This is a genomic window from Pedobacter sp. MR2016-24 (assembly GCF_026239655.1).
Taxonomy (GTDB): Bacteria; Bacteroidota; Bacteroidia; order Sphingobacteriales; family Sphingobacteriaceae; genus Pedobacter.
Map to the genome: position 1 here is coordinate 288,508 of NZ_JAPIVO010000003.1, position 24,631 is coordinate 313,138.

A 24,631-nucleotide genomic window follows, 5' to 3' on the forward strand; every position below is an offset into this window, starting at 1 on the left:
ATGTCTGTTATCAATTATAATTTGTATCGTACACCAAATAAGTACGTCTGTCCATAAAAGTCTTTACGAATCAGCGTTTCATTGCTATTTAGATCCTGGTTTGGAACATTTCCATTTACACTATTCACACCTTTGATAAAAATTTCTGTAGGCGTGTTCAATAAATTACCAGCCTTTGCAAAAATACTCAGGTTGTTTTTAAATTTCTTTTCAAGAGAAAGATCCATTTGTATAAATCCTTTTTGCCATAAGTCGTTATCAATAAACTGTCCGACAGTATTGATTCTTTCGCCTGTATAAGAACCTGCAAGCTGTGCATCCCAACCGTTTTTAGTGTCTTTATATAATAGTGAAAGATTTCCTACATGTGCAGCCTGACCAAACAAAGGTCTGGTTTGCACAACAAGATCTGGATTTGGTACAAGATCACCTGAAGCATTTCTAATCCTTTGGGATTTAGCTGTAGTAATTCTTGAATGTGTGTAAGTATAGTTTGCTTTGAAACCTACTTTATTAAAGAATCTCATATAATCAACTTCCAGTCCATAGTTTTTTGCATTACCAAAGTTTCCCGGAGTATAATACTGATCCTGAGGTCTGGTAGCATCAGCCATAATCGTATATTCAATAGGATCCTGAATATTCTTGTAGAAGGCACCAATTAAAAATTGTTCGGAACTGTTCGGAAACAATTCATAACGAATATCAAAGTTATCTGCCATCGCGCGTTTCAGATCTGGATTTCCACGCTCTTTGTATTCCTCCAAGGTGATTCCGCCCGGTACAAGTTCATAAAATCCTGGTCTGTTTAGTGAACGGAAATAACTGGCTCTTAGATTCTGAGTCTTTGATAATCCATACTTTAAATTTAAACTAGGCAACAGATCCGTATAAATCTGACTTCCTTCCGGACGTAATTCTCCTGCTGGAAATAACATCTTATATCCCTGATTAGTATGTTCTACACGAGCTCCGCCAATTACTTCAAGATTTTTGAAGTTGAATTTAAACATCCCGTAACCAGCTGTTGTCTTTTCAGAAGCATCATAAGTTAAAGAATTACTGACTGCACCTTGTGGATTTTCCGGCACCCAAACGATATCAGCATAGTTGTTGAAAGCCGATCCATACAATGCATCAGCTACAAGCGGCGTTAAGGTATAGTTGTTCAAAAAACTACTTCTTTGTTTATCTCTAAATAATCCGCCTGCCGTGAAATCAACTTTGATTCCTGCAATATCTGCAGTATAAATCACGTCAAGATAACCAGCTTTATCCTCGTCAGTATTACGGGACCATCTATGACTTCCATTGGAAACAGTTGTCCTACTATCTATATTAGCAACACGCACCCCATCCAGTGTAACAGATGTTTCATCCGGCACATCATTTTTTGCAGTGGAATAAACTGCCGACCAGTTTACTTTTAATTTATTAGGAATAAGCGTATGCTCACCATGTAAAGTGCTATTGTATATCTGCTGTTCTGTTAATCTTGATCGTGTAGTATAAGTGAGCTGCGCATTTCCTGCTTCAGGATGATATTCGTTTGATAAATTTAGATTTACTACGTCACGAGTTTGAATATTGGTAAGATTTACATAAGAGTTCACCAACGAGAATTTGTTATTTTCGTTTAATGTGTAATCTAATTTTGCATGTATACCTGCACGTTTTTGCTGCTCGCTATATTTTCTGGTGTCCATAGATGTTACCCTGGACACCTTCTCATCTTCATAAACAGTAGAATTATAAAAAGTACTGTTTGTTCCTCTATATGAATTCTGGTAACTACCTGCAACGATGACCCCTAATTTATTGTTTAAAAAACGCTGGCCGATTGAAAGACCACCTACCAGATTTGGTGCCGCCTGTTTGTTTTTATAATCAACCGTTCCTGTAGAGAAATCTCCAGATTTAGCATTGTAACTTCTTCCATTAAGTTCATAGGGAGATTTATAGTTTATAGCACCAGCATCAAAACTCAAGAATTTACGGTCTAATAACATCTGGCTGTAGCCGGTAGCGATATTTGCATTGATCTGTAATTTAGACGGCGCATCTTTCATCACCATGTTTACCACACCGCCGACTGCATCACCTTCCATATTAGGCGTAAGCGACTTGTAAATCTCTAAACGCTCCAGCAATTCTACAGGAAATATATCCAGCGGCACATACCTGAACTTATTATCAGGACTGGGGATCTTGATACCATTCACCAAAGTATAGTTATAACGTTTATCCATTCCTCTCAGAATCGCAAATTGTCCGTCACCATTGTTACTTCTTTCCACGGAAACACCAGATACACGCTGAATCGCATTGGCGACAGTTAAATCTGGCGACACTTCCATAGCGCGACCAGATACAACGTTCATCACCTGCATGGACTTCTGCTCAATCCGGCGTGCTGTGTTTTCGGCTGAACCATCATGTTTTGAGGCAATCACAATCTCATTCAGATCGTTACCGGGATCATCAGACAAATAAACGTCAATTGCCGGATTGTCTTCGTTTAGAATATTAATTTTCTTAGTGAAGGTTTTATAACTGATATAAGATACTGTAATGGCAGTTGCGCCTGGAGTAACTTTCTTAAATTCGAAAGACCCGTCTAAACCTGTAAGTGTTGCTTTACCGGAATTTTGGAGCCGGACAGATGCTCCTACCAATGGCTCACCGGTTTTCTGATCAAATACATGCCCCTTAATGTTACTGGCTTTTGCCACAGTAATACTTAAAAATAGGCAGAGAATCGTTTTTAAAATTGGCTTCATTTTTTGTTTGATTTTTTGACGGACTTTTTTTCAGACCGTGCTGCAAATGTGCTTCATGCACATTTCTTTGCCAAGATATCAGCGTATACAAAATGTAAACAGCGTGAACAGCAGTGTATACCAAGCGCATACAACGTATACATGAATTTCGTATCTTATTGAATCCCTGTTGTTTACATATAAAAAATTCGCCATTACCATTTAGTTACCGTAACATTAAGTTAGTGTTAAGCCCTGCAATCTGATGCAGTTTCATGTTTGTGACTTAGATAGATTGAATAAAAGTGGTGAGGTTATCACCCGTATCTATTTTTAATTTCTTACGCAAACGATACCTGGCCACACGCAGGCTGTCTTGTGATATGCCAAAAATTGCTGCCATATCTTTTGAACTCATGTTCATTTTTAGCAATGCGATCAGGCGGATATCATTTACGGTCAGATCCTCAAAGTGGGACTTTATATTATCAAAAAACGATTGATGCAATTGTTCAAAGACCGTTGTGAATTCCTTCCATTGCTGATCATGGTTAATATTTTGATTAATCTGTTGGATCATCTGCTGTAATTGCCTTTTATTATCGCGCTTGTCATCATTTACCAACTCAACCAATCTTCCCCGCATGGTATCCAGAAACTGATTGTGTTGAATTACCTGTAGCGTGTGTGACGTCAGTTCCCTGCTTTTCAGTTCAAGCTGAGCACGCTGTGCCTCATTGAGCTGGTGATTAGTTTCAGCAATAGCTTTGCCCTCGCTCAGTTTTAACCGTTGTCTGGATATAGTAACCAAGCCCAATATGACTAAAAGTAAGATAACGATAACAGCCGATATGGTAATGATCATATTGACTTTCTTATTGTTTTCAAGTGCAGCAATTTCATCGTTCTTCTTGTCCACACTATAAAGTATCTGTAAAAAAGACATCTGTCTGTTGTTCTGGTCTGAATAGATATGCAGTAAATGTTTACGGCTGAGTTCCATATAATAGAAAGCACTGTCGTTCTTGTTCATCAAATTGAATGCACGGGCAATATCCCTGTAGGCAGAGGCCTCCTGATATTCATTTTTTGTATCCAACGACATGTTGAGCGCTTTCCTCGAATAAGCTAATCCCTGTTGATAGTCTCCTGTTTTCCTCAGCACATCACCAATATTATTAACTACCTCAATGCTTGACACCTGATTTCCACTGACATTATATAGTGCCAATGAGCGATCGAAATAATAACGTGATGAATCATAACGGACAAGATCTTCGTGTATACTACCCAGATTTTCATATATTTTTGCAACCCCGCCTTTATCATCTGCCTTAAAATATTCTGCCAGGGCTTTTCGCTGATAATAAAATGAACTATCATAACGCTGCTGCTTTTCGTATAGGTGACCTATATTGCCGTAAGTTTCTGCTAAACCTTTGCTATCATTTATTTCTTTAAATAAGCGCAGCGCCTGATCAAACTGTTTTTTAGAAGATTTTTTATCAATGTTCTGATAGTAAACCGTTCCCATATCATTAAAATTATCCGCCAGTAATCTTTTATCATTTAATAAGCGATATATTTTCTCTGCCTGATGATGATATTCGAGTGCCTGCGCATAATGTGCCTGATTGTAACAGATTTTCCCCATTTGCTGTAAACACATCCCGGCTACTTTCTCGTCATTTTCTGTATTCGCTTTATGGTGTATGTTTCTGATTATCAGGAAAGCGGAGTCAGGATACCTGTGACTCAATTGTATTGCAGCATTTAAGGCTGTGACCGGGTTGACCTCAGCATGTACAGTTGTGCAGATGAATAAGAGCGTAATGGGTAGAATAAAGTTCCTTAAGAAAAGATCCGCCAGACCGGTGATTTGTTTATTGGTATACATAGAATTTTGTATTCTTCATGCAAAGAACGAGATCCTATATTAACACAATGTTACCTGAATGTTGCCTTCAAAGCGAATCTGATTTTTTATTTAACATGAAGATAATACGATAGATGGCCGCCTGAACGGTTAATCTTATAATTTAGGCATAAGTATTGTTATATATCAAATATAATTAATTTAACCGCTTTTATTATGCTCAGACAGAACTTCTACGACAAAAATGAGATCAGGGTAATTGATAGAAAATCGATTAACCTGCAAGAGTACTATGATGTTGAATATTGGTCTAAGAAATTTGGTGTGACGCCCGAACTACTTCAACGTGCAGTTAGAGAATCCGGAAGCAACTATGCTGAAGATGTAGAAAATTTTATAAAAAGCAAATATCCATTTTAATCAATGACAAATTTGAAATTAAGCAGTATCCTCATCCTTGCGTCACTTCTGGTGATTGTATTTTTTGTTGCCGAATATATCGTATTTCCATTGCTAAATCTGGCGTTGGGAATAGCGGCTGGAATCATCACCGCATTTTTGGTGGTATTGATACTACTTATAATATACTTATATCTGCAGCATTCTTTCAGACGTAAATAAAAAATCACCATTGTTATAGCTTCTGCTATAACAATGGTGATAATAATCTTGCTACTTTCTCCGGGAACTGCCTGTACAAAGGTCTCTTCTCCCAATCTTCGCTATCGATTTTCTTTGAATCTTTAAGATCCTGATAAAAAGTTGCCGACATATCTGCAGCAACTTTGCCATCATAAACAATACAATTCACCTCAAAATTGAGTTCAAAGCTCCTGTTATCCATATTGGCTGTTCCGATAACCGAAATCTGCTGGTCAGACACCATTGTTTTAGCATGTATAAAGCCTTTTTGGTATTGATAAATCTCTACGCCTGCCGTCATTAATTCCATATAATATGATCTGGCAGCAGCAGCAACCATAGCAGAATCGGATTCACCCGGCACTAACAAAATTACTTTAACTCCACTCAGGGCTGCAACAACTAATGCATCCAGCAGACTTTCGCCTGGAATAAAATAAGGTGTAGTAATCAGGATTTCTTTTTCAGACATGCCAATCAGCTGAATCAGTGAAAACAGAATTGTAGGATTATCAGAATCTGGTCCGCTGGCTGCTATCTGTACTATAGAAGAACCAGAATGCTCTTCCGGCTCGCAAAAGAAATCCGGATCCGGAGCCAGTTCCTCATCTGCACAAAAATTCCAGTCGCATATAAACAAATACTGCAGGTAATACACTCCGCTTCCGGTAATCTTCACATGTGTATCACGCCAGTAAACCTGCTTCTCCTGTGAAGATGTCTGTTGCTGACCAGAATTTGTATTTTTAGCATTGATATACCTGTCGCTCACATTTATACCCCCTGTAAAACCTACGCATCCATCTATGACAATAATCTTACGGTGATTTCTATAGTTCAGCCTGTTCGCCAATGCTACAAAAAGGATTTTATAGAACGGAAATGCCTGTACCCCCGCTTCAATTAATTCGGGTACAATTTTACTTCGGATAGAACGGCTGCCAAAATCATCATATATCAACCGCACTGCAACTCCTTCTTTCGCTTTCCTGATCAGTATGTTTTTGATCGTATTTCCAATATGATCATCTTCAAAAATATAATATTCAATATGTATATGATTCCGGGCAAGCTTTAGTGCGCGTATTACCTCCTCAAATTTATGCTCGCCATTCAATAACAATTCCACTTTATTGTTTCCGCTCAGATAACTCAGTCCGTCATTTAACAATAACCTGGCAAGTTTCCGATATTTTTCAATTTCCGGCGGTACTGTAGCCCATATCTTTCTGGACTCCGCATAAATCTGATCCGTGATTTTAAGTTGCACCTGCTCATCTTTGATGATCTTTTTGCTATATAACTTGCGCTTCCGGTAGTTAGTTCCCACACAAAAATAAATGATAATTCCGGCGACAGGCAGAAATACCGTTAGCATTAAATAGGCCAGTGTTTTGGTGGTTGACCGCGTGTCGTATATGATCCGAAGACAAGTAGCAATTACTATAAGTGTATATAAAATTTCGGATATCAGTAACCAGCGTACGTCTTTCATTAGTATCTAAAAATATTGGAAGCCGCAATTAAGTGATAATTATCATAAAAAACCCGCTGTCATCGTAAAAAACTGACAGCGGGTTTTTATGAGAATGGGTTATGCACATAATTTCAGCGCTGATTTTCCTGTGTTTCTATATGACATATAAATAATCGTTTTTAAATGAACAAAAGCCGACTTTCAATTGTTCAGGGTTTATTAATTGATGCATGAATCTGACAATTGCCAGTGATCAGGAAATGATGGCATAAAATTGGCTTAATAACAGCAGCTTACGAAAAACAATATAAATGAATAAAAAGATAGTAATATTTGATGACGACCAGGAAATACTAACAGCAATGGAATCTGTACTTGATTTTGTAGACTGGGACCTGGTCACTTTTTCCAGCGGTCAGGATGCCATGCAGGTCATCTTTAATGAAAAACCAGATTTAATTTTAATGGATATTTTGCTGGATGGTTTTGATGGAAGAGAGATTTGCCAGGCGATAAAAAAAGATCCGACACTACAGCATATTCCAATTATTCTTATTTCCGGCCAACCAAATGCAGAGGCTGTTAAGCATCAGGATTATGGTCCGAATGATTTTCTTTCGAAACCATTCAATATAGGCGACCTGATAGATAAAGTTTATTTCCAGCTGGCTTCTTAACCAATAGGAATCTCAAATAAAGCGAGCGAGATTCCTTCATAATGTTTAGGCAACGTGTCTGATTTTTCAGGCGTAGTGAATCCTGTATGCTGGAATCCTGATTTCACATAGTATGCAATCAGTGCCGGATTATCTCCCCAGGTATCCATACGGACAAACTCTTTATCATTTGTTTTGCCAAAATGAACGGCCCAGGTAATAATATCCTGTATAAAGTTGTTGCCTCTAAAAAGTGGATTGGTTACAATTCTATGCAGATAAATAGCTGGCTGCAGGTCTTTTGCACCCCAGATGAGCGGATCAGTAAAGTCTATCGCAAATATACAAACCACATCATTTCCTTTAACAATCTTCCATTGTCTGCCTTCAGCAATCTCCCTTTCAATCAGGCTACGTTCAAAATCTTGCCAGTGTTTATTAAAAACAGTTTTTTGATAGGCAACAGCAGCAGCATATAAGCTGAAAATGGTATCGATATCATTTATCGTACTCTTTAAAAATTGCAATTTATGGGTGACTGGTACGCTCATTTCAATTGATCTAATGCTTTTATTATCACTTTACAGGCAGTTCTGATCTCATCATTAGTGATAATCAAAGGAGGTGCTACACGAAGGGCATTATCACAATGCAAAAACCAGTCGATTACTACTCCGTCTGCAGCCGCCAGCTTACTCACCTGCGCTACCTGTGCAAAAGTATCCAGCTGAATACTCAGCATTAAACCTTTACCCCTTACTTCCCTGATCAATGGGTGTACCAACAGGGAACGGAATAGTTCTTCTTTTTCCGCAACGTCATTTATCAGTTCCTCTTCAAGAATCACGTTCAAACTCGCCAGCCCTGCTGCGGTAGAAACAGGGTGTCCGCCGAAAGTGGTAATGTGTCCAAGAATTGGATTATCTTTTAAAACGCCCATTACTTCACGGTTAGCGATAAAAGCACCTATAGGCATTCCACCACCCATCGCTTTTGCCAGTAATAAAATATCCGGCACAATCTTATAATGTTCAAATGCAAATAATTTTCCGGTACGACCAAATGCTGCCTGAATCTCATCCAAAATCAGCAAGGCCCCCATCGCAGTACAGCGTTCCCTTAACTTCAGCATATATTCAGGCGTGGCCACCCTGATCCCGGCCTCCCCCTGAACCGTCTCCATAATCACACAGGCAGTATTTCCGGTAATTTTTGTCAGATCTTCTGCTTTTCCAAACCGAATGAAACTCACATCCGGCAGTAGTGGACGATAAGCTTGTTTATAATGCTCATTGCCCATCACGCTCAAGGCACCTTGCGTACTGCCATGATATGAATTGTAGCAGGATACAATTCCCGATCTGCCAGTGAAACGTTTGGCGAGCTTTAATGCACCCTCCGTTGCCTCTGTTCCTGAATTCACGAAATACACGTTATTCAGTGCAGCAGGCAAAACACTGATCAGTTTTTCTGCGAACTTAATCATGGGCGACTGTACAAACTCACCATAGACAGTGAGGTGCATGTACTTATCCAGCTGATTTTTTATTGCTTCCAATACCTTTGGATGTCTGTGACCAATATTACTTACAGCAAAACCAGATACGAGATCCATATATTTTTTACCAGTCGTATCATGCAAATACAAACCTTCTGCGAAATCTATTTCAAGGAAGTTTGGACTGGTAGATGTCTGGGCGTTATTCAATAAAAAAAGTTGCTTATTGCTGATCGTCTGCGTGCTCATGTATTGGCAAAACTATTTATAATTTCGCCAATACTGGTCATTTAATGTTAAAATTGACATACACAAGGCTAAAGCCACTGCAATTATGTAATCTCCTTCACAGGTTCGTGATCTGCCGGCTTGTCTACCGGCCTGATAATCATACGCAACGACTGATCTTTAGAAAAATAGGCAACAGTCCAGTTGTACAAGGTATTAAACCTGTTCCTGTAAGAGATTAAAGAAAGCAGATGGATAAATAACCAGGCCAGCCATGCAATAAATCCACTCATATGAACTTTAGGCTTTGGCAGGTCCACTACCGCTTTGTTCCGGCCGATAATAGCCATACTACCACGGTCAGAATACACAAATGCATGTTTTGATTTTCCTTTTGCCAGTTCGTGGAAATTGCGCGCCAGATTTTTTCCCTGCTGAATCGCTACCTGTGCAACCTGAGGATGACCTTCCGGGAAATTTGCATCACCAGATTGGATAGCGGTATCCCCTATCGCATAGATATTTTCAAAGCCCTGCAGTTGATGATATGCATTCACAATCATCCTTCTGCCTCTGCCATAACTTGTTGCAGGAATACCTTCAAATATCATAGCACTCACACCTGCCGCCCAGATCAGATTTTTCGAGGAAATAGCGGTACCATCAGCAAACATTACCTGATCGTCTTTAAAATCGCTCACATGGCTGTTCAATATAATCTTCACACCAAGTTTTGTAAGTGCTTCATAAGTGTGTCTTTGTGATTTTTCACTCATTGGCTTTAACAGCGCATGTCCTCCGTCAACCAGGTAAACATGTGCACCTGTGTTGATCAGTTCCGGATAGTCTTTGCGCATAATGGTATGTCTCATCTCCGCAAACATTCCGGAAATTTCTACCCCTGTAGGTCCGCCACCAGCAACAACAATGTTCAGATACTTTCTTACTTCATCCGGATCGGTAGCAATTGTTGCTTCTTCAAAATGAGTCAACAGCCTGTTCCGCATTTGTATTGCATCACTAAGCGTTTTCATGGGAATTGCATTTTTCCTCACGTTATCCATTCCAAAATAATTGGTTTCTGCACCCGTGGCGAAAATCAGTTCGTCATACTCAACGGTACCATTGCTCAGCAGGATTTTGTTTTCCGCAGGCATTACTTTTAACAGCTCACCCAACCTAAAATGCAGGTTTTTTTTATATCGAAACAGTTTTCGTATAGGATAACTGATGGAAGACGGCTCCAGAAAAGCCGTAGCCACCTGGTAAATCAGAGGCGGAAAGAAGTTATAATTGTTCTTGTCGACCAATGTCACTTCATAATGGCTTGTTTTGCCAAGTGCCAGCGCCAAATTAATTCCAGCAAATCCTCCACCAATAATAACTATTCCTTTCTGCATAATGTATTTATAAAAATTCAAGGGCGCCTTTCTCAACCGGGCTCATTTGAATGACAGTCAAAAGTAAATAATGTTTTGAAATGCATGGTAAAAATGAAGTCAAGATGCAGCTCAGACCAGTGCATATATTATTAATGCGGAAGACTGATCTTGCCCATCGTTATATTGGGTATACTGTTTTTGTCGCCGAAATTCGAATTTCCACCCGCCATACACTCATTGGCCAGCAGAGCGAAAAGTACGGCCTCTTTTGCATCAGGATGGATGCCCAAATCTGCAGTAGTCTTTAAAGTAAGGGCCAGCCCTTTACTGATTTTATCAGCGAGCAGCGGATTATGCATACCTCCTCCGCTCAGGTAAATTTCGAAAGTCTGATCAGGTACCGTTTTTCGTATAGCACTGATGATGGCCCAGGCGGTAAACTCACAAAGTGTTGCAAGCACATCCGGTGCAGGCAAAAATTCTGTTTCGCTCCGTTGCTGCGCCTCACGGAGATATTGCATATCAAATAGTTCAGGCCCCGTAGTCCTGGGAAAAGGATAGCCAAAAAACTCATTTTCTTTCAGCGCCTCCAGCAATGTTTTACTGATAGTTCCCTGTACAGCAATTGCACCATTATTATCGTAATACTGTCCGGGATAATTTAATTGTACATATTGGTCCATCAGGGTATTACCAGGCCCTATATCCGTAGAGAAAATAGCATCCGGCTTCATGCCACCTGGTAAATAGGTAAAGTTGGCAATTCCGCCGATATTAAGAAGAATCCTGTTTTCAGTAGCGTCAGCAAACAAAAGATAATCTCCATATACCGCAAGCGGTGCTCCTTCTCCTCCGGCAGCAATATGTTTCTGTCTGAAGTCGCTCAAGGTAATAATACCAGTCCGTACAGCAATATGATCGCCATCTCCAATCTGTAGTGTAGCATTAGGATAGTCCGCCAGCTGATGCAAAGATGATGGTGCATGAAAGATAGTTTGCCCGTGACTGGCAATGAGATCTACATTTTCCAAAGGGAAATTCCACGCTTTTAAGGTAGTAAGAACCATCTCAGCCGATCGCCTTCCAATCACTGCATGAAGTAAAGTCAGCCGTTGCAATGATACCTGCGATTTGAAGGAGATAGATTTCAGCTCTTCTTTGAAAGATTGATCATAAGGCACTGTGGTAAAATGTAACACCTTCACCTGAGTATCTGTTCCTGAACCTGAGAATTCGCACAAGGCGATATCCAGTCCATCTAATGAGGTGCCCGACATTAAACCTATAATCATTCTCGAAGAGGATGCTGCTATAGCAGATAACCTGGCCAGTTGAGTATTCATTTTTTATATCCTTTCTAACTGCATTACTTGGTAATTGCGTTAATCAGTATCTTGGAAAGCCCTTCGAAATCATTTGCATAATGATGATCGCCCGGCAGAATCTGCACTTTTAATCCTTGCCTGATAAACTGATTTGGTATACGTGTGCCTTCTGCTTTACCAAAAAAGTTCATCACTGTAACGCTTTTCAATTTACTCATTTCGGCAAGCACATTGTATTTTCCTTTCGAGCCGCCGAAATTCAGCATATCGGCAATATGAATTTCAAAATCTGCATTCGTATCGGGAGACATAGACAATACGGCCGATAATTGCGGTTTCAGTTCGGCGGAAAGCCTGGTGGCAACAAAAGGAACAATGGATGCACCGAAAGAAAATCCAAGCAAAACCACTTCCTCTTTTCCAAGCTGTTCCATATATTGTCCTATTACCTTGCCTATTTCTGCCGCTACAATATCGGGTGTCTTTTTGTTCCAGAAATACTTCTGTGCATCAAGTCCCACTACAGGAATACCCTTTTTTGCCAGGGATTCAGCAAGCGATTGATCGAAACTCGTCCATCCTCCATCTCCGGATATCATAAAAAACATGGGCAGATTCGTTTTTTTAAGCGCAGCAATAATCTTCAATGGTAGTTGATCATTTAAAATTTTAGCCGGCCTTGCTTCTGCAGCAAGCAGACAAGCCATAATTGCGAACATCAACATCAACTTTTTCATCACTTAGGGTTTAATTATTTTAGACAATACTGCCGGTACTTGTATCAGGTCATAATCCTGTTCGTAAACCAGGTATTTATTGTGCCATACTGGCGAAAACTTATCTTTCGCATCCCTGAGTCCCTTGTAGTGGGAAAAAGATTTGATTTTCTCATAGGCAAATTTCATCGAACGCTCGGGTAGATTCTTCGGATCCATTAAACCAGAGAGTGGTGCAAAGCCAATATTTACAGATGTGCAGCCCGTTTCTTTAAGGTATTTGAAAAGTTCTACAAGAATAAAGTCAATCACCCCATTCGGCGCATCCTGCGTTTTCCTGATCAGGTCATAAGTGCCTTCGCCTTTCGCATAATCGGGTATTACATTTAAGAAGGCGACAATCTTTTCCTCTCTATTTTCTACAGTGATGATCGTTTGCTGTTTCAGTTCTTCCCACATAAACATTCCCTGCGAAAAAACGATCTCTTCCCTTTCCGTATCCACCAGCCATTCATCTGATACAGACTTTATTTTTTGCAATAATCCATCTTTAACAGGAGCAGTGTATATTTTGCATTGAAAACCCTTTTCCGCTACTTTTTTCAGTGCATTTCGGATAGATTTTCTGTTACCGCCATCTAAAGTAAATGTAGTAAGATCCACCACGCCTTCCTGTCCAAGGTACAGCCTTTTCTTTCCGCAACTGATAAAATCATCAAGGCTTTGTTCTGGCACCCTGTAATAAAAACTCTTTAAACCGCTTTCAAAGCAGTAACGGTCAAATGATTTGATGAAGGCAACCAGATTTTCAGGTGCCGTCACCGGATTCTCTAATACCACGGCAAAATTTCCTGATACACGGTAGGATACAAAACCTTCAATTTCAGCAGTTCTGTAAATCAGCTTATCCTGATAAGTCTTGAAATAATCCATAGCTGAATTACCGAAATGCTCCAGTTGCTCCTTCGCCCAGACCAGTTCTTCTTCATCGATGGTATCCTTTATGATATACGGACGTATCAGAGTATAAAAAAGAAATGCCAGCGATAGAAAACCGCTGATATTGATAGAATATAAAAATCCACGTGCAAATGAATCCGTTGGAATCAAATTCTCACTCTCTATTAATACGAAGTTTTCCAATGTATATTTTACAGACTGAATCAGACTAAAATCGACATTAAAATGTTTGGCATCAAGAAAATAGAAGCCGATAGTGCCGTACAATAAGACAGCGGCGACACTTAATAACGTAGTTTGAATACCGATATACCTGAGTTTAGAATTGTGTTTCACGTAATACTCCTTTCTGGAAGCAATCAGACCCACAATGACCACCAGCGAAAACACAGCCTCTTCATAATCGATTGCTTTTGTCAGATTCCCGACAAGCGAAAAAAGACATAGCGCCATGGCCAGATACCAGGCCATTTTCAGACCTTTCAGCATAAACGCTGCGGTGACTAATAAGAACAGGCCGGCGACGAGTACAAAATAATTCGATGCAGCAATAGCAGATACAGGAAGGAAGTTTTTCAGAAAAATCAGCCTTTCATGAATTGCTGGTGTCAATACGGAAACGATATTGACAATACCTAATGCCAGGATTAAAAGCGCAGGGATAATCCGCATCAGTAATTTATTAATCTTCAGCAGAAAACTCAATGCGCCCACTAATAATGGAATCCAAAACTCCATAAATCGGTAAAGTATAGTGACAGAAACCGCCGCTGCTTCAGTATAACCAAGTCTGATCAGCATAAAGGTCATGGATGCCTCAACAGCACCAAGACCACGCAGAAATGGTGAAATGATCAGAAACACCACGGCAACAACATAGCTGATAGTTGAGATGATCACCGAAGGTGCTATATTCAGCGCCAGCATAGCAAGGTATATATGTACAATTCCGATCACCTCAATCAGCATGCTGTAGAGAAAAGTAACTATAAATCCATTACGCTCAATTTTATTATTCCTGAAATCACCCAGAAACACATCAACTACGGGAATATAGCGCGTGATGAAGCGGTAAACGCTACCATTATTCACTACAGACCTGAAGAGCAGATAAACCAGGCCTATCAAAATGAACGCAGATAACAGACCAAACCATTCTCCCATTCCTATACTGCCCTGAAATATGGCATATACAAATACAGGAATAGCAATAACCAATACAGAGAGGATGCCAACGAAACCGTAAATAGAGGAAGCGAAGTTAATCTGTGATTTACTTACTCCTTTCTGCTCTATGTTCCCACTAAAAAAGGCCAGTGAAGAAACACCACCTGCGGGGAGGAATACACTTACAAAGTTTCTCTTTAAAAATAACATGCTGGCATCGCCAACGGAGACTTCACTGCCAACCGCTGCAAATGAGGCCTTGTACATTAGTCCATGAATAAATATATAAACCACACTCAACAAAATACCGGGCACGATCCACTCCCATCTGGAGGTTACCACCAGATGTTTTACCTGCTGCAGTTCCTGTTGTTCATGTCGGATAAACCATATAGCCAGGCCTATAAAAAATAGGGTAAAAATATAACTGCCTATTATTTTATAATGCTCACGCAAAAAAGGTACAGGGTTGTAGGAAGGCAATGATTTCATATAGATTGTCTGGATTTCAACAGGTAATATTGCGCATAAAAGTATGACATTTATCCTGATTTCAGAAGTTCTCTATTTCTTCGCGAAAAAAACTATTCCCAGGGCAATGAACGACCAGATCAGCATCTGCCAGGTAGATAAATCCCATCCACCGTGTTTCCAGCAGAGCAGACCGAAAAATGTCCCTATTCCACCACCAATAAAATACGTTGTCATGTAAATTGTATTTAACCTGCTGTGTGAGTTTTCATCTAAAGCGTAGATTCTCGTGAAATTTGTAATCTGTGTGGCCTGCACGCCAATATCTAAAATAAATATGGCAATAATCAATGCGGCAATGGACAATGGCATCACCTTTAGCAAGACTATGCTGAAGATAATCATCCCCACAGTAATCAATAACGATTTCCGTGTATTTCCCTTGTCTGCAAGCTTACCAAAATATGGAGCTACCAATGCTCCACCTATAGCCACAATGCCAAATAATCCAATGGAATCTGCATGAAAATTAAATTGCGGCCCGCTCAGGTAAAAAGTAATCGTTGTCCAGAATGAACAAAAAATACCGAAGGTGAATGCCCCTAAAATGGCCGACTCTCTCAGTACCCTATGTTCCTTTACGAGGATAAGTGTTGATTTAATTAGCTGAAGATAACTGCCTGTAAATTTATGTTTTACATCAGGAAGATAAAGCTTCAGTAATACCGTGATGCTCAATACCATGAAAGCTGAGATCGCATAAACATACCGCCAGTTCAACCAGTCGGTAATAAAACCACTGATGACCCTGGAACCCAGAATACCAACAAGAATTCCACTAAATACGATACCAACCGTCTTGCCCCTGTTCACTTTATCCAAACTTGCTGCCATAGGCAAAATGATCTGTGCAGGTGCGGCACAGATTCCAATCACCAGACTTAAACCCCATACAATAGCGATTCCCTGAGCAAAGAACATCAGTACCAATGCCAGCATCAGCGCAGTCAGTAAAGATAAGATCAGCTTTTTTCGGTTCACCTTATCACCCAGTGGCAATAAGAAAAACATACCCAGTCCGTAACCTACCTGAGTAAGCATCGAAACCTTGCCCACTTCAGTATCGGTAGCCCCGAGTGAAATGGCCATCTCTTTCAAAATGGGCTGGTTATAATAAATATTGGCTACGGTTATTCCGGCGGCGACTGCCATCAATAAAATGGTACCTGATTTTAAAGGATCGCCCTCCTGATGCTGATTTTTATTTACTGGATTCATTTGGCACAAAAATAGCCCTATCCTGATTTCAATCAGCAGAATAGGGCTGGAATTTTATAACATGTGAGTCTTATTTAGAATCGCATGACAAATATCAGGCAGCTACAGTTCGTAATACGATGAATTGAGATTGTTATTCGCTTTTTCCGCGCGCTCAATTGGTGCATAGTCTGATAAAATCAGTGCTTCGCCTTTTTTCACACATACATCATGTTCAAAATGTACCGAGGGCAAATTATCAGCAGTATGAATAGTCCAGCCATCCTCATCCGTATAAATATGTCTTGTACCCAGGTTGATCATCGGTTCAATCGCCAAAACCAGATTTTCCTTCATCATAATACCAGAACCTTTCCTTCCGTAATTAGGCACCTGCGGATCTTCATGCATCGTACGCCCTAAACCGTGGCCAACAAGTTCTCTTACCACACCATATCCTTCTTTTTCTGTGTATTCCTGTATCGCATTTGAAATATCTCCAACGCGCTTACCCACAACCGCCTGCTTAATACCCACATAAAGAGACTCTTTAGTTACCCTCACCAGTTTCATTACTTCAGGTTTGATTTCCCCCAGAATAAAGGTATAAGCATGATCTCCGTGGAAACCATTTTTATAAACGCCTATATCTACAGATACGATGTCACCATCACGCAAAGGCACTTTGTTGGGAAAACCATGCACTACCACATCATTAACAGACGTGCAGATATTATGCGGGTAACCGCTAAAATTCAGGAACGATGGTACAGACTGTTGATCAGCAATAAATTCAGCAGCAATTCTGTCTAAGTCAAGTGTAGTCATTCCCGGCTTCAGTACCTTAGCTATCTCAGCTAAAGTTGCACTTACCAGCAATGCACTTATTTGCATCAATTCAATTTCTTCTTCTGTTTTGTATATAATCATTTGTTGCAAATTTAAGAAAACCTGTGTTAATCCAAATCAATTTTTAAAGATCCCTCCGCAAAGCCGGCAGTTTCCCGGGCATGGTGACTTACAATTAGTGTAGTTGTATTAAATTCTTTCAGCAGCAATTTTAAGTCCATGATCAGCGATGCGCTCAGCTCATCATCCAGAGCAGAAAAGGCTTCATCCATTAATAATACCTCAGGGCGCATGGCCAGTGCGCGTAAAATGGCTAACCTTTGTTGCTGACCACCCGACAAATGTTTGGGCCTGTGCTGAACGAATGTTTCCATTTTCCCTATTTTAAGCAACCTATCAATAAGCACCGTATCCGAAGTGGCGTATAATAGATGCTCCATTACTGTCATATTCGGAAACAAGGCATAATCCTGAAAAACAAATCCTGCCTTCCGCTGCTGAGGTTTCAGGTTCACTTTACCTGCCGTATCCAGCCAAACCTCATTTTCAACTTTAATCAATCCCCGATCGGGCATGATCAATCCAGCAATAATTTTCAGAAAGGTAGTCTTCCCCGATCCGGAAGGCCCATAAATTTTAGTGACACTCCCCTTTTCTATAATGGCTTCAACTACCAGGTTTCTTTTCCCCCGATAAGTTTTAATTTGTTTATCTATTTTGATGCTGATCATTCCAATGGTCCCCTCGCTGCATTCCTGTTAAAAATAAACACCAGAATAACAATTATAAATGTGATGGCAAATAAGACGAGAGAATATTGGTTAGCCTCTGCATACTTATTATTGTCTACCGCATCGTAGATCGCAATTGAAGCTACCTTAGTCACGCCTTCCAGTTTTCCGCCAATCATGAGTACTACACCAAATTCACCCAGCGTATGCGCAAATGTCAGCACTGCAGCGGTATACAGGGACGATTTTATATTTGGTAATAAAACTTTGTAAAATGTTTCCATTTTAGACTTACCCATGGTATAAGAAGCTTCAGCAAGAGAATCAGGCAGGTGAACAAGCGCTGATTTGACGGGACTGATCATGAAAGGTAAACTATAGATAACAGATGCCACTACCAGTCCTTCAAATGAAAATACCAGACTAACATTGAAATGCTGTAATAACCAATGTCCAGGCACACTATTCGGACTAAAGCTGATCAATAAATAAAACCCCAATACGGACGGAGGCAATACCAGCGGCATAGTCAGTAGTGCCTCCACTATAACTTTAAAAACAGAACTTCGTCTGGAAAGCCAGTACGCCATCGGAATTCCGATGATCACCAGGATAACCGTAGTGATTGCTGCCAGTTTTAAACTAAGCCATATAGGTGTCCACTCCATCAGATTGTGTTATAAACTATAACCATAATCCTTAAATATTTTTTTGGCTGCTGATGAGAAAAGATAATCATAAAAGCGCTTACCATTTACAAGGTTACTGTTTGCATGCTTTAATAATAGTACCCCCTGATGTATAGGCGCGTATGCTGCCGGATCTACACGTAACCATTTCATACCTGAATTTGAAGGCAGTTCATATACTAATGATTCGGTGGTGAAGCCAATATTTACTGCCTTTTTGAGAACGTAAGTGTTTACCTGGCTAATGCTCTCTCCAAATACAAGCTGAGGAGCCGCTTTTTTATAAATTTTATAATAGTTCATCGCCTGTTCTGCAGCTTTACCATAAGGTGCTAAAGCAGGGTTGCCAATGGCTACTTTGCCAATTTTCTCTTGGGTAATTAATGATTTCCAGTTTTTTAAATCTGCCCCGGTAGCCGAGCATACGATTAAACTGCCAGAGGCATAAATTCTTGGTTTTGTAGATGAAAAACCAGCTTTATAAACATCATCTGCAAAGCCCATATCCGCGGAAAGAAACAAATCATAAGGTGCGCCATTCTTGATTTGCGTGGCCAGCTTACCTGAAGAGCCACTAATCACTTCTACAGAAATTCCGGTTTTCTTTTTAAAATCTGCCTTTAACTGCTGTAATACAAAATTTGCATTGGCTGCCACCGCAACCCGCAAGCCCTGAGCTGAAACATTCAGACTGATCAATAAAAGAAAAAGAAGCGGACTGCATTTACTTAACCATCTGTATATCATATACGCTATGCTCATATTTATAAAACCATAGGCACGGCGCTTAGGCTTTATCAAAATTAGGGTGTTTATAGGATTAAATCAACAAATAATGTAAACCTATTTTTGCGTTGTTTGTTCTGCGGACAATAAAACATTCTCTGTAGGAAGACTAAGAATTTATTACCTTTAAAATTTCCAGGGAAAATCCCGGAAATTTGATTTTAACAGATAACAATGGAATTTACCGAAATCTGCAAACCTTTCGAATCTCTGACAACAAAAGAGCTGTATGCGATATTAAAATTAAGGAGCGAGGTGTTTGTAGTAGAACAAAACTGTGTATTTCTGGATACCGATGATAAAGATCAGTCGTGTCAGCACCTGATGTTATACCAAAATAAAGAACTCATGGCCTACGCCAGGATCGTTCCTGCAGGAGTTTCTTACAGGGAACCTTCTATTGGAAGAATTGCGAGCAGTGAGTTGGCAAGAGGTAAAGGTTTCGGAAAACAATTGGTTAAACTGGCTATAGACAACTGTATCCGTCTCTATGGAAATCAGCCCATCAGAATTGGTGCACAATTATATCTGAAAGTTTTTTACGCTGCTTTCGGATTTGAGTCCATTGGTGATATTTATGATGAAGACGGTATTGATCATATCGAAATGATCAGACCAGCAAATTAAATTTTAATATTCAGATTCTTTCCTATGTTACAAAGTGAATTATTTCAAATAGCCGCCACGACGGATTGGCAGGATTTAGGGGATGGTATCCAGAGACAGGTCTTCGGTTATGATAACCGCGTGATGATGGTTAAAGTGAAATTCGAGAAGGGTGCAATTGGCCAGTTACATGAGCACCACCATACCCAGATCAGTTATGTGGAAAGTGGTGTTTTTGAAACCACCATCGGCGAAAATAAACATACCCTGGTTACAGGAGATGGTTTCTATGTACCACCACATGCTGTGCATGGTGTTATATGTTTGGAACCGGGTATATTAATTGACGTTTTTAGTCCGCACCGCGAAGACTTCATTTAAATTTCATTACCATTCCCTAACATCACATCCTGCAACCGATTTTGTTTACAGTCAAATATTATCTTGCAGAACCGATATATGGTACAGATCTAGGTATTAGTAAGTCAATTTCCGGAAAAAGAATAAATATCAAACTTGTTGCGAACAAAGTATTCAACACCAGAAGAACAAAAATAAGTGGCGTAATCGAATCTCAGGATCATCAGCTTTATCAAAAACAGGAAACCAGAATTTTCAGGTGCACACTTACCTATAATTTTGGCAGCACACTCATTAAAGCCATAAGGGAACACATAAACGCCAGTGCGTCAGAACAGGGAAGGGTAAAAACTGAAAATTAATCCCCGACTTTTGGACAAAGCCAGTTATGCATCACTGGAAAAGGTTCAGCATTCAGCAGAATCGCATTTTTATTGTCGTAAGCCATTTCATGATATTGTAACATTGGCAAACCAATATATGAACCTTGTTCAAAAGCAGTTTTAATACTGGCTGCACCACCTTTATAACCGTCTTCATGAAACACAACATCGACAGGAATTCCAAGATGTAAACAAGCAGCATAACTCCAGGCAATAGCCATCATCTCTCCCGATCTATGCAGATCTGAGTCGGGGAGATTACCATCCATTGATCTTCTTATTGATGATGGCATTGTCGCTAAATGTCCGGCCTCATGAAGGATGTCACCCGGATAATTCAGTTTATCCGGATCAATACTTAATGCGCCTTTTTTAAGACAAAGACCCGGTAGAAATGAGTCAGACCTATGTTGTTCCAGCAATACTTCCAGGCCAATTTCTCTTAGAAACTTCACCATTCTGGTAATTAGTTCATCTTTTTTAATCTTAGTCATTGAAAGCATAGTGCTAATTTATGAAATTAGGGATAGAAGACAAGATCATAGTTAAACCAATAAAAAAACGCGATGACAATCAGGCCATCGCGTTTTTTATTAATTGATCAGCTTTACAGGCTAAAACTCTTCGTTCAGGTAAATATCGTGCACCAGGAATTTGACTTTTGCCAATGGCTCCAGCAGCTCGGTAATATCCTCAGAATTAATAGGGTAAATCGTTTCTTCGGCATCAGGGATTTCCGAGTCAGGGATCAGCTCAAAAAACTTCACCGGAAGATCGGTATCCAATTCCACCAGCTTAATATATTTAACCCCATTTGCTTTCCAATTGTCCAGAATCTCCAGATTGAATTGTGTATAAGGATTGCTGTTCTCATTTTCCATGCTGTAAAGCTAATACATATTTACTTTTTTTCTTCAAGTACTGCTAATAAGACTTTAGCAGCCTCTTCAGAAGAGCCCGGATTTTGTCCGGTAATCAACCTGCCGTCTCTTTTAACAAAAGAACCCCAATCAGCTCCCTTACTATATAAAGCACCCAGACTTTTCAATTCGTCTTCTAATAAGAAAGGAACAACAGCTGATAATTGTACAGCATCTTCTTCAGTATTGGAAAAACCAGTTACCTCTTTACCTTTTACCAGAGGTTCTCCATTCGCAGCCTTCACATTAACCAGTGCAGCAGGCGCATGGCATACAAAAGCAACAGGTTTTTGCTCATTATAAAACTCCTGAATCAGCGCAATAGAATGTTCATCTACAGCCAGATCCCATAATGGACCATGACCCCCCGGATAAAATACCGCATCATAATCTGCCTCGGTCACTTCACTCAATTTCAGGGTTTGCGCTAATTTTGTTTTGAGTTCTTCATCAGCGTCAAATCTTTTTGTGGCTGCAGTCTGTGCATCTGCAGCTTCACTCTTAGGATCAATGGGTGGTTGACCACCTTTTGGCGAAGCAATGGTCAGCTCCACTCCTGCATCTGCCAATACATAATATGGAGCAGCAAATTCTTCCACCCAGAAACCTGTCTTTTTACCTGTGTCCCCTAATTCACTGTGGGAAGTCAGTACGATTAATACTTTCATAATATTGTTGTTTTAAATTAATAACTCATTTCAATAATCTGCTGTACATTAGCAGGTGTAAGCGATTTATGTTCGCCCAGGCCAAGCCATCCGCGTTCAGTAAACCTTCCGGCAATTTTCTCCGCTGTTCCTTTATAGTCTTCAGTATATTCAGAAAGCGTTGTTTTGATTTCAAGCGAATGGAAGAACGCTTCAGTTTTAACAATCGCTTCGTTTGCGATCTCATCGATATTATCACCGGTGATGCCCCAAACACGTTTTCCATACTGTGCCAACTTTTCTTTTTTAGCTTCAAAATTGAAACGGTAGTGGCTCGGTGCTACAATTGCTAATGTCCGCGCATGGTCAATACCAAATAATGCGGTAAGTTCATGACCCATCATATGCACTGCCCAGTCGCCCGGAACACCTTTCTGGATCAGGCCATTCAGCGCCATCGTACAGCTCCACATAAAGTTCGCAGCAGCCTCGTAATTAGTGGGTTCTGCAATCACTTTAGGTGCTACTTCTACTAAAGTCTGCATGATGCTCTCTGCAAATCTATCCTGCAACAAACCACCCGCCGGATAAGTCATATATTGCTCCAGAACATGTGTAAAAGCATCCGTCACGCCATTTGCTAACTGACGCTGAGGAATCGAAGCAACAACCTGCGGATCAAGAATAGAGAATACAGGGAACAGACCCGGTCCGCCCATAGAAAATTTCTCCTGCGTTTCTGCGCGGGTAATCACAGCGCCTGAGTTCATCTCTGAAGCAGTCGCCGGTAAAGTCAGCACCGTTCCAAAAGGCATCCCTTTTTCTGTCTTAATACTTTTAGTCAGGATCTCCCAGGGACTTCCACCTTCATACAGCGCTGCTGCAGAAAGGAATTTAGTTCCGTCGATAACAGAACCTCCGCCAACTGCCAGTAAATAAGTAATATGTTGTTCTTTGATGACCTTTAATGCCTCAAGCAAAACCTCATACTCAGGATTAGCAGGGATTCCACCGAACTCAACAACGTCGAATCCGTCCAGCGCCGTTTTTACCTGCTCATAGATGCCATTCGTTTTGATACTTCCGCCACCATACAACAGGAGTATTTTAGCATCTTGTGGTAGTTCTTTAGCCAGGTTGGCAATCTGTCCCTTACCGAATATAATTTTTGTTGGATTCTTTAATTCAAAATTTAACATGATATATTTATTTATAATTTATTAGATTTTAACCACCATTTTACCTTCATTTTTACCTTGAAACAGGCCAATAAATGCTTCGGGAATCTGATCAAAACCTTCTACAATGGTTTCACTGTTGTTTAGCCTGCCTTCTTTGTACCATTCGGTAAGCTGTTTCATTCCTTCAGGAAACTGGTCTGCATAATCGCCTACAATAAAGCCACTCATCGTCGCGCTATTAACGACTAAACGCCACTCCACCCGCGGAGCCAATGCTGGTTCTGTATCATTATATAATGAAATAGCACCGCAAACAATAATCCGGGATTTGTACTTAATATTTGCGAGTACAGCATCCGATACCGCCCCCCCTACATTATCGAAATAGATATCCACTCCATCCGGACAAGCTGCTTTAACTGCTGCTTCAAGATTGTCTGTTGATTTATAATTAATACCTTCATCATAGCCAAACTTCGATTTAAGCGTACTGATTTTCTCATCTGTTCCTGCCAGGCCAACCACATGGCAACCCAGTATTTTCCCAATTTGGCCCACCACATTTCCTACTGCACCTGCAGCGCCGGAAACAACAATAGTTTCTCCAGCTTTCGGCTTGCCAATATTCTTTAATCCCAGGTAAGCCGTTAAACCTGTCATCCCTATTATACCAAGATAAGCAGATAAGTCTGCCGCATCGGCATCAATTTTGGTCAACCCTTTGCCACTGGAAGTCTGGTATTCCTTCCAGTCCACATAACCGACAACAAAATCACCTTCTTTAAAGTGTTTATTTTTCGATGAAATTACCTCACTCACCACACCAGATTGCATTGGCTTGCCAAGTTCAAAAGGAGGAACATAAGATTTAACATCTTTCATTCTTCCACGCAAATAAGGATCCACAGATACAAAACGCGTTTTTAACAAGACCTGTCCTTCACCAGCAACAGGCATCTCTTCTTCGATAAATTTAAAATCATTCAAAACCGGTACTCCTTCCGGCCTCTTGTCTAACAATATTACTTTATTCATAGCTATCAATTTAATCCATAGAATTATCAT

The 24,631-nt window shown here is 40.1% G+C and carries 24 protein-coding genes; 5 read left to right on the top strand and 19 right to left on the bottom strand.

Annotated elements, in window-relative coordinates; all coding sequences use genetic code 11:
• Positions 1–14 precede the first annotated feature (14 nt).
• Complete coding sequence (locus tag OQX62_RS08930; protein ID WP_265831133.1) at positions 15–2,780, bottom strand: TonB-dependent receptor; 2,766 nt, start codon at positions 2,778–2,780, stop codon at positions 15–17.
• 265 nt (positions 2,781–3,045) lie between these two features.
• Entirely contained in the window at positions 3,046–4,656 is a 1,611-nt protein-coding gene (locus tag OQX62_RS08935) for a tetratricopeptide repeat protein (RefSeq protein ID WP_265831134.1), read from the bottom strand.
• Between the two features lie 195 nt (positions 4,657–4,851).
• On the opposite strand from OQX62_RS08935, the gene OQX62_RS08940 reads away from it, so the two are divergent.
• A complete protein-coding gene (locus OQX62_RS08940) occupies positions 4,852–5,055 on the top strand; it encodes a DUF3606 domain-containing protein (protein ID WP_265831135.1) in 204 nt (67 codons plus the stop codon).
• A 226-nt stretch (positions 5,056–5,281) separates the two neighbouring features.
• Here the strand turns inward: OQX62_RS08940 and cls are convergent, their stop codons facing one another.
• Entirely contained in the window at positions 5,282–6,772 is a 1,491-nt protein-coding gene (gene cls / locus OQX62_RS08945) for a cardiolipin synthase (RefSeq protein ID WP_265831136.1), read from the bottom strand.
• Between the two features lie 293 nt (positions 6,773–7,065).
• Here cls and OQX62_RS08950 point away from each other — a divergent pair, with 293 nt between their 5' ends.
• Positions 7,066–7,431 (top strand): response regulator, encoded by a 366-nt coding sequence (locus tag OQX62_RS08950; protein ID WP_265831137.1) that lies wholly within the window; start codon positions 7,066–7,068, stop codon positions 7,429–7,431.
• On the opposite strand, the gene OQX62_RS08955 is transcribed toward OQX62_RS08950, so the two are convergent.
• From OQX62_RS08955 to modA, 11 genes are all read right to left on the bottom strand, one after another.
• Entirely contained in the window at positions 7,428–7,961 is a 534-nt protein-coding gene (locus OQX62_RS08955; RefSeq protein ID WP_265831138.1) for a GNAT family N-acetyltransferase, read from the bottom strand. The two genes, OQX62_RS08950 and OQX62_RS08955, sit on opposite strands and share 4 nt — an antisense overlap.
• Positions 7,958–9,157: an aspartate aminotransferase family protein gene (locus tag OQX62_RS08960; RefSeq protein WP_265831139.1), complete on the bottom strand. Its 1,200-nt coding sequence runs from the start codon at positions 9,155–9,157 to the stop codon at positions 7,958–7,960. Before OQX62_RS08960 ends, OQX62_RS08955 begins: the two co-directional genes overlap by 4 nt.
• An 83-nt stretch (positions 9,158–9,240) precedes the next feature.
• Positions 9,241–10,536 carry an NAD(P)/FAD-dependent oxidoreductase gene (locus tag OQX62_RS08965; protein ID WP_265831140.1) on the bottom strand — a complete coding sequence of 432 codons (1,296 nt, stop codon included), beginning with the start codon at positions 10,534–10,536 and terminating at the stop codon, positions 9,241–9,243.
• A 131-nt stretch (positions 10,537–10,667) separates the two neighbouring features.
• A complete protein-coding gene (locus OQX62_RS08970; RefSeq protein WP_265831141.1) occupies positions 10,668–11,861 on the bottom strand; it encodes an anhydro-N-acetylmuramic acid kinase in 1,194 nt (397 codons plus the stop codon).
• Positions 11,862–11,884: 23 nt separating this feature from the next.
• Complete coding sequence (locus OQX62_RS08975; RefSeq protein WP_265831142.1) at positions 11,885–12,580, bottom strand: AcvB/VirJ family lysyl-phosphatidylglycerol hydrolase; 696 nt, start codon at positions 12,578–12,580, stop codon at positions 11,885–11,887.
• A gap of 3 nt (positions 12,581–12,583) precedes the next feature.
• A complete protein-coding gene (locus OQX62_RS08980; protein ID WP_265831143.1) occupies positions 12,584–15,178 on the bottom strand; it encodes a phosphatidylglycerol lysyltransferase domain-containing protein in 2,595 nt (864 codons plus the stop codon).
• Positions 15,179–15,250: 72 nt separating this feature from the next.
• Positions 15,251–16,435 carry an MFS transporter gene (locus OQX62_RS08985; RefSeq protein ID WP_265831144.1) on the bottom strand — a complete coding sequence of 395 codons (1,185 nt, stop codon included), beginning with the start codon at positions 16,433–16,435 and terminating at the stop codon, positions 15,251–15,253.
• A gap of 102 nt (positions 16,436–16,537) precedes the next feature.
• A complete protein-coding gene (gene map, locus OQX62_RS08990; protein WP_265831145.1) occupies positions 16,538–17,344 on the bottom strand; it encodes a type I methionyl aminopeptidase in 807 nt (268 codons plus the stop codon).
• A gap of 26 nt (positions 17,345–17,370) precedes the next feature.
• Positions 17,371–17,994: an ATP-binding cassette domain-containing protein gene (locus OQX62_RS08995; RefSeq protein ID WP_265831146.1), complete on the bottom strand. Its 624-nt coding sequence runs from the start codon at positions 17,992–17,994 to the stop codon at positions 17,371–17,373.
• Positions 17,991–18,662: a molybdate ABC transporter permease subunit gene (gene modB, locus OQX62_RS09000; protein ID WP_265831147.1), complete on the bottom strand. Its 672-nt coding sequence runs from the start codon at positions 18,660–18,662 to the stop codon at positions 17,991–17,993. Before modB ends, OQX62_RS08995 begins: the two co-directional genes overlap by 4 nt.
• Before the next feature lie 9 nt (positions 18,663–18,671).
• Positions 18,672–19,445: a molybdate ABC transporter substrate-binding protein gene (modA, locus tag OQX62_RS09005; RefSeq protein WP_265831148.1), complete on the bottom strand. Its 774-nt coding sequence runs from the start codon at positions 19,443–19,445 to the stop codon at positions 18,672–18,674.
• A gap of 198 nt (positions 19,446–19,643) precedes the next feature.
• On the opposite strand from modA, the gene OQX62_RS09010 reads away from it, so the two are divergent.
• Genes OQX62_RS09010 through OQX62_RS25145 form a run of 3 tightly spaced genes read left to right on the top strand, consistent with a single transcriptional unit; the run spans position 19,644 to position 20,797 of the window.
• Entirely contained in the window at positions 19,644–20,096 is a 453-nt protein-coding gene (locus OQX62_RS09010; RefSeq protein ID WP_265831150.1) for a GNAT family N-acetyltransferase, read from the top strand.
• Between the two features lie 24 nt (positions 20,097–20,120).
• Entirely contained in the window at positions 20,121–20,456 is a 336-nt protein-coding gene (locus OQX62_RS09015; RefSeq protein ID WP_265831151.1) for a cupin domain-containing protein, read from the top strand.
• 41 nt (positions 20,457–20,497) lie between these two features.
• Entirely contained in the window at positions 20,498–20,797 is a 300-nt protein-coding gene (locus tag OQX62_RS25145) for an outer membrane beta-barrel protein (protein WP_416276555.1), read from the top strand.
• On the opposite strand, the gene OQX62_RS09020 is transcribed toward OQX62_RS25145, so the two are convergent.
• The 5 genes from OQX62_RS09020 to OQX62_RS09040 form a co-directional block, all read right to left on the bottom strand.
• Positions 20,794–21,312, bottom strand: a complete 519-nt coding sequence (locus OQX62_RS09020; protein ID WP_265831152.1) for a hypothetical protein — start codon at positions 21,310–21,312, stop codon at positions 20,794–20,796. The genes OQX62_RS25145 and OQX62_RS09020 overlap by 4 nt on opposite strands.
• Before the next feature lie 120 nt (positions 21,313–21,432).
• The gene (locus OQX62_RS09025; RefSeq protein WP_265831153.1) at positions 21,433–21,699 is read right to left on the bottom strand and encodes a hypothetical protein; all 267 of its coding nucleotides are present in this window, start codon (positions 21,697–21,699) and stop codon (positions 21,433–21,435) included.
• 20 nt (positions 21,700–21,719) lie between these two features.
• A complete protein-coding gene (locus tag OQX62_RS09030) occupies positions 21,720–22,406 on the bottom strand; it encodes a type 1 glutamine amidotransferase domain-containing protein (RefSeq protein ID WP_265831155.1) in 687 nt (228 codons plus the stop codon).
• Between the two features lie 17 nt (positions 22,407–22,423).
• Positions 22,424–23,584, bottom strand: coding sequence for an iron-containing alcohol dehydrogenase (locus OQX62_RS09035; protein ID WP_265831156.1), 1,161 nt, complete (start codon positions 23,582–23,584; stop codon positions 22,424–22,426).
• A 21-nt stretch (positions 23,585–23,605) separates the two neighbouring features.
• Positions 23,606–24,601, bottom strand: a complete 996-nt coding sequence (locus OQX62_RS09040) for an NADP-dependent oxidoreductase (RefSeq protein ID WP_265831157.1) — start codon at positions 24,599–24,601, stop codon at positions 23,606–23,608.
• Positions 24,602–24,631: the final 30 nt, after the last annotated feature.

Coding starts and splice junctions, on each gene's coding strand:
- OQX62_RS08930 (WP_265831133.1), bottom strand. CDS start 2,780: ATGAAGCCAATTTTAAAAACGATTCTCTGCCTATTTTTAAGTATTACT.
- OQX62_RS08935 (WP_265831134.1), bottom strand. CDS start 4,656: ATGTATACCAATAAACAAATCACCGGTCTGGCGGATCTTTTCTTAAGG.
- OQX62_RS08940 (WP_265831135.1), top strand. CDS start 4,852: ATGCTCAGACAGAACTTCTACGACAAAAATGAGATCAGGGTAATTGAT.
- cls (WP_265831136.1), bottom strand. CDS start 6,772: ATGAAAGACGTACGCTGGTTACTGATATCCGAAATTTTATATACACTT.
- OQX62_RS08950 (WP_265831137.1), top strand. CDS start 7,066: ATGAATAAAAAGATAGTAATATTTGATGACGACCAGGAAATACTAACA.
- OQX62_RS08955 (WP_265831138.1), bottom strand. CDS start 7,961: ATGAGCGTACCAGTCACCCATAAATTGCAATTTTTAAAGAGTACGATA.
- OQX62_RS08960 (WP_265831139.1), bottom strand. CDS start 9,157: ATGAGCACGCAGACGATCAGCAATAAGCAACTTTTTTTATTGAATAAC.
- OQX62_RS08965 (WP_265831140.1), bottom strand. CDS start 10,536: ATGCAGAAAGGAATAGTTATTATTGGTGGAGGATTTGCTGGAATTAAT.
- OQX62_RS08970 (WP_265831141.1), bottom strand. CDS start 11,861: ATGAATACTCAACTGGCCAGGTTATCTGCTATAGCAGCATCCTCTTCG.
- OQX62_RS08975 (WP_265831142.1), bottom strand. CDS start 12,580: ATGAAAAAGTTGATGTTGATGTTCGCAATTATGGCTTGTCTGCTTGCT.
- OQX62_RS08980 (WP_265831143.1), bottom strand. CDS start 15,178: ATGAAATCATTGCCTTCCTACAACCCTGTACCTTTTTTGCGTGAGCAT.
- OQX62_RS08985 (WP_265831144.1), bottom strand. CDS start 16,435: ATGAATCCAGTAAATAAAAATCAGCATCAGGAGGGCGATCCTTTAAAA.
- map (WP_265831145.1), bottom strand. CDS start 17,344: ATGATTATATACAAAACAGAAGAAGAAATTGAATTGATGCAAATAAGT.
- OQX62_RS08995 (WP_265831146.1), bottom strand. CDS start 17,994: ATGATCAGCATCAAAATAGATAAACAAATTAAAACTTATCGGGGGAAA.
- modB (WP_265831147.1), bottom strand. CDS start 18,662: ATGGAGTGGACACCTATATGGCTTAGTTTAAAACTGGCAGCAATCACT.
- modA (WP_265831148.1), bottom strand. CDS start 19,445: ATGAGCATAGCGTATATGATATACAGATGGTTAAGTAAATGCAGTCCG.
- OQX62_RS09010 (WP_265831150.1), top strand. CDS start 19,644: ATGGAATTTACCGAAATCTGCAAACCTTTCGAATCTCTGACAACAAAA.
- OQX62_RS09015 (WP_265831151.1), top strand. CDS start 20,121: ATGTTACAAAGTGAATTATTTCAAATAGCCGCCACGACGGATTGGCAG.
- OQX62_RS09020 (WP_265831152.1), bottom strand. CDS start 21,312: ATGACTAAGATTAAAAAAGATGAACTAATTACCAGAATGGTGAAGTTT.
- OQX62_RS09025 (WP_265831153.1), bottom strand. CDS start 21,699: ATGGAAAATGAGAACAGCAATCCTTATACACAATTCAATCTGGAGATT.
- OQX62_RS09030 (WP_265831155.1), bottom strand. CDS start 22,406: ATGAAAGTATTAATCGTACTGACTTCCCACAGTGAATTAGGGGACACA.
- OQX62_RS09035 (WP_265831156.1), bottom strand. CDS start 23,584: ATGTTAAATTTTGAATTAAAGAATCCAACAAAAATTATATTCGGTAAG.
- OQX62_RS09040 (WP_265831157.1), bottom strand. CDS start 24,601: ATGAATAAAGTAATATTGTTAGACAAGAGGCCGGAAGGAGTACCGGTT.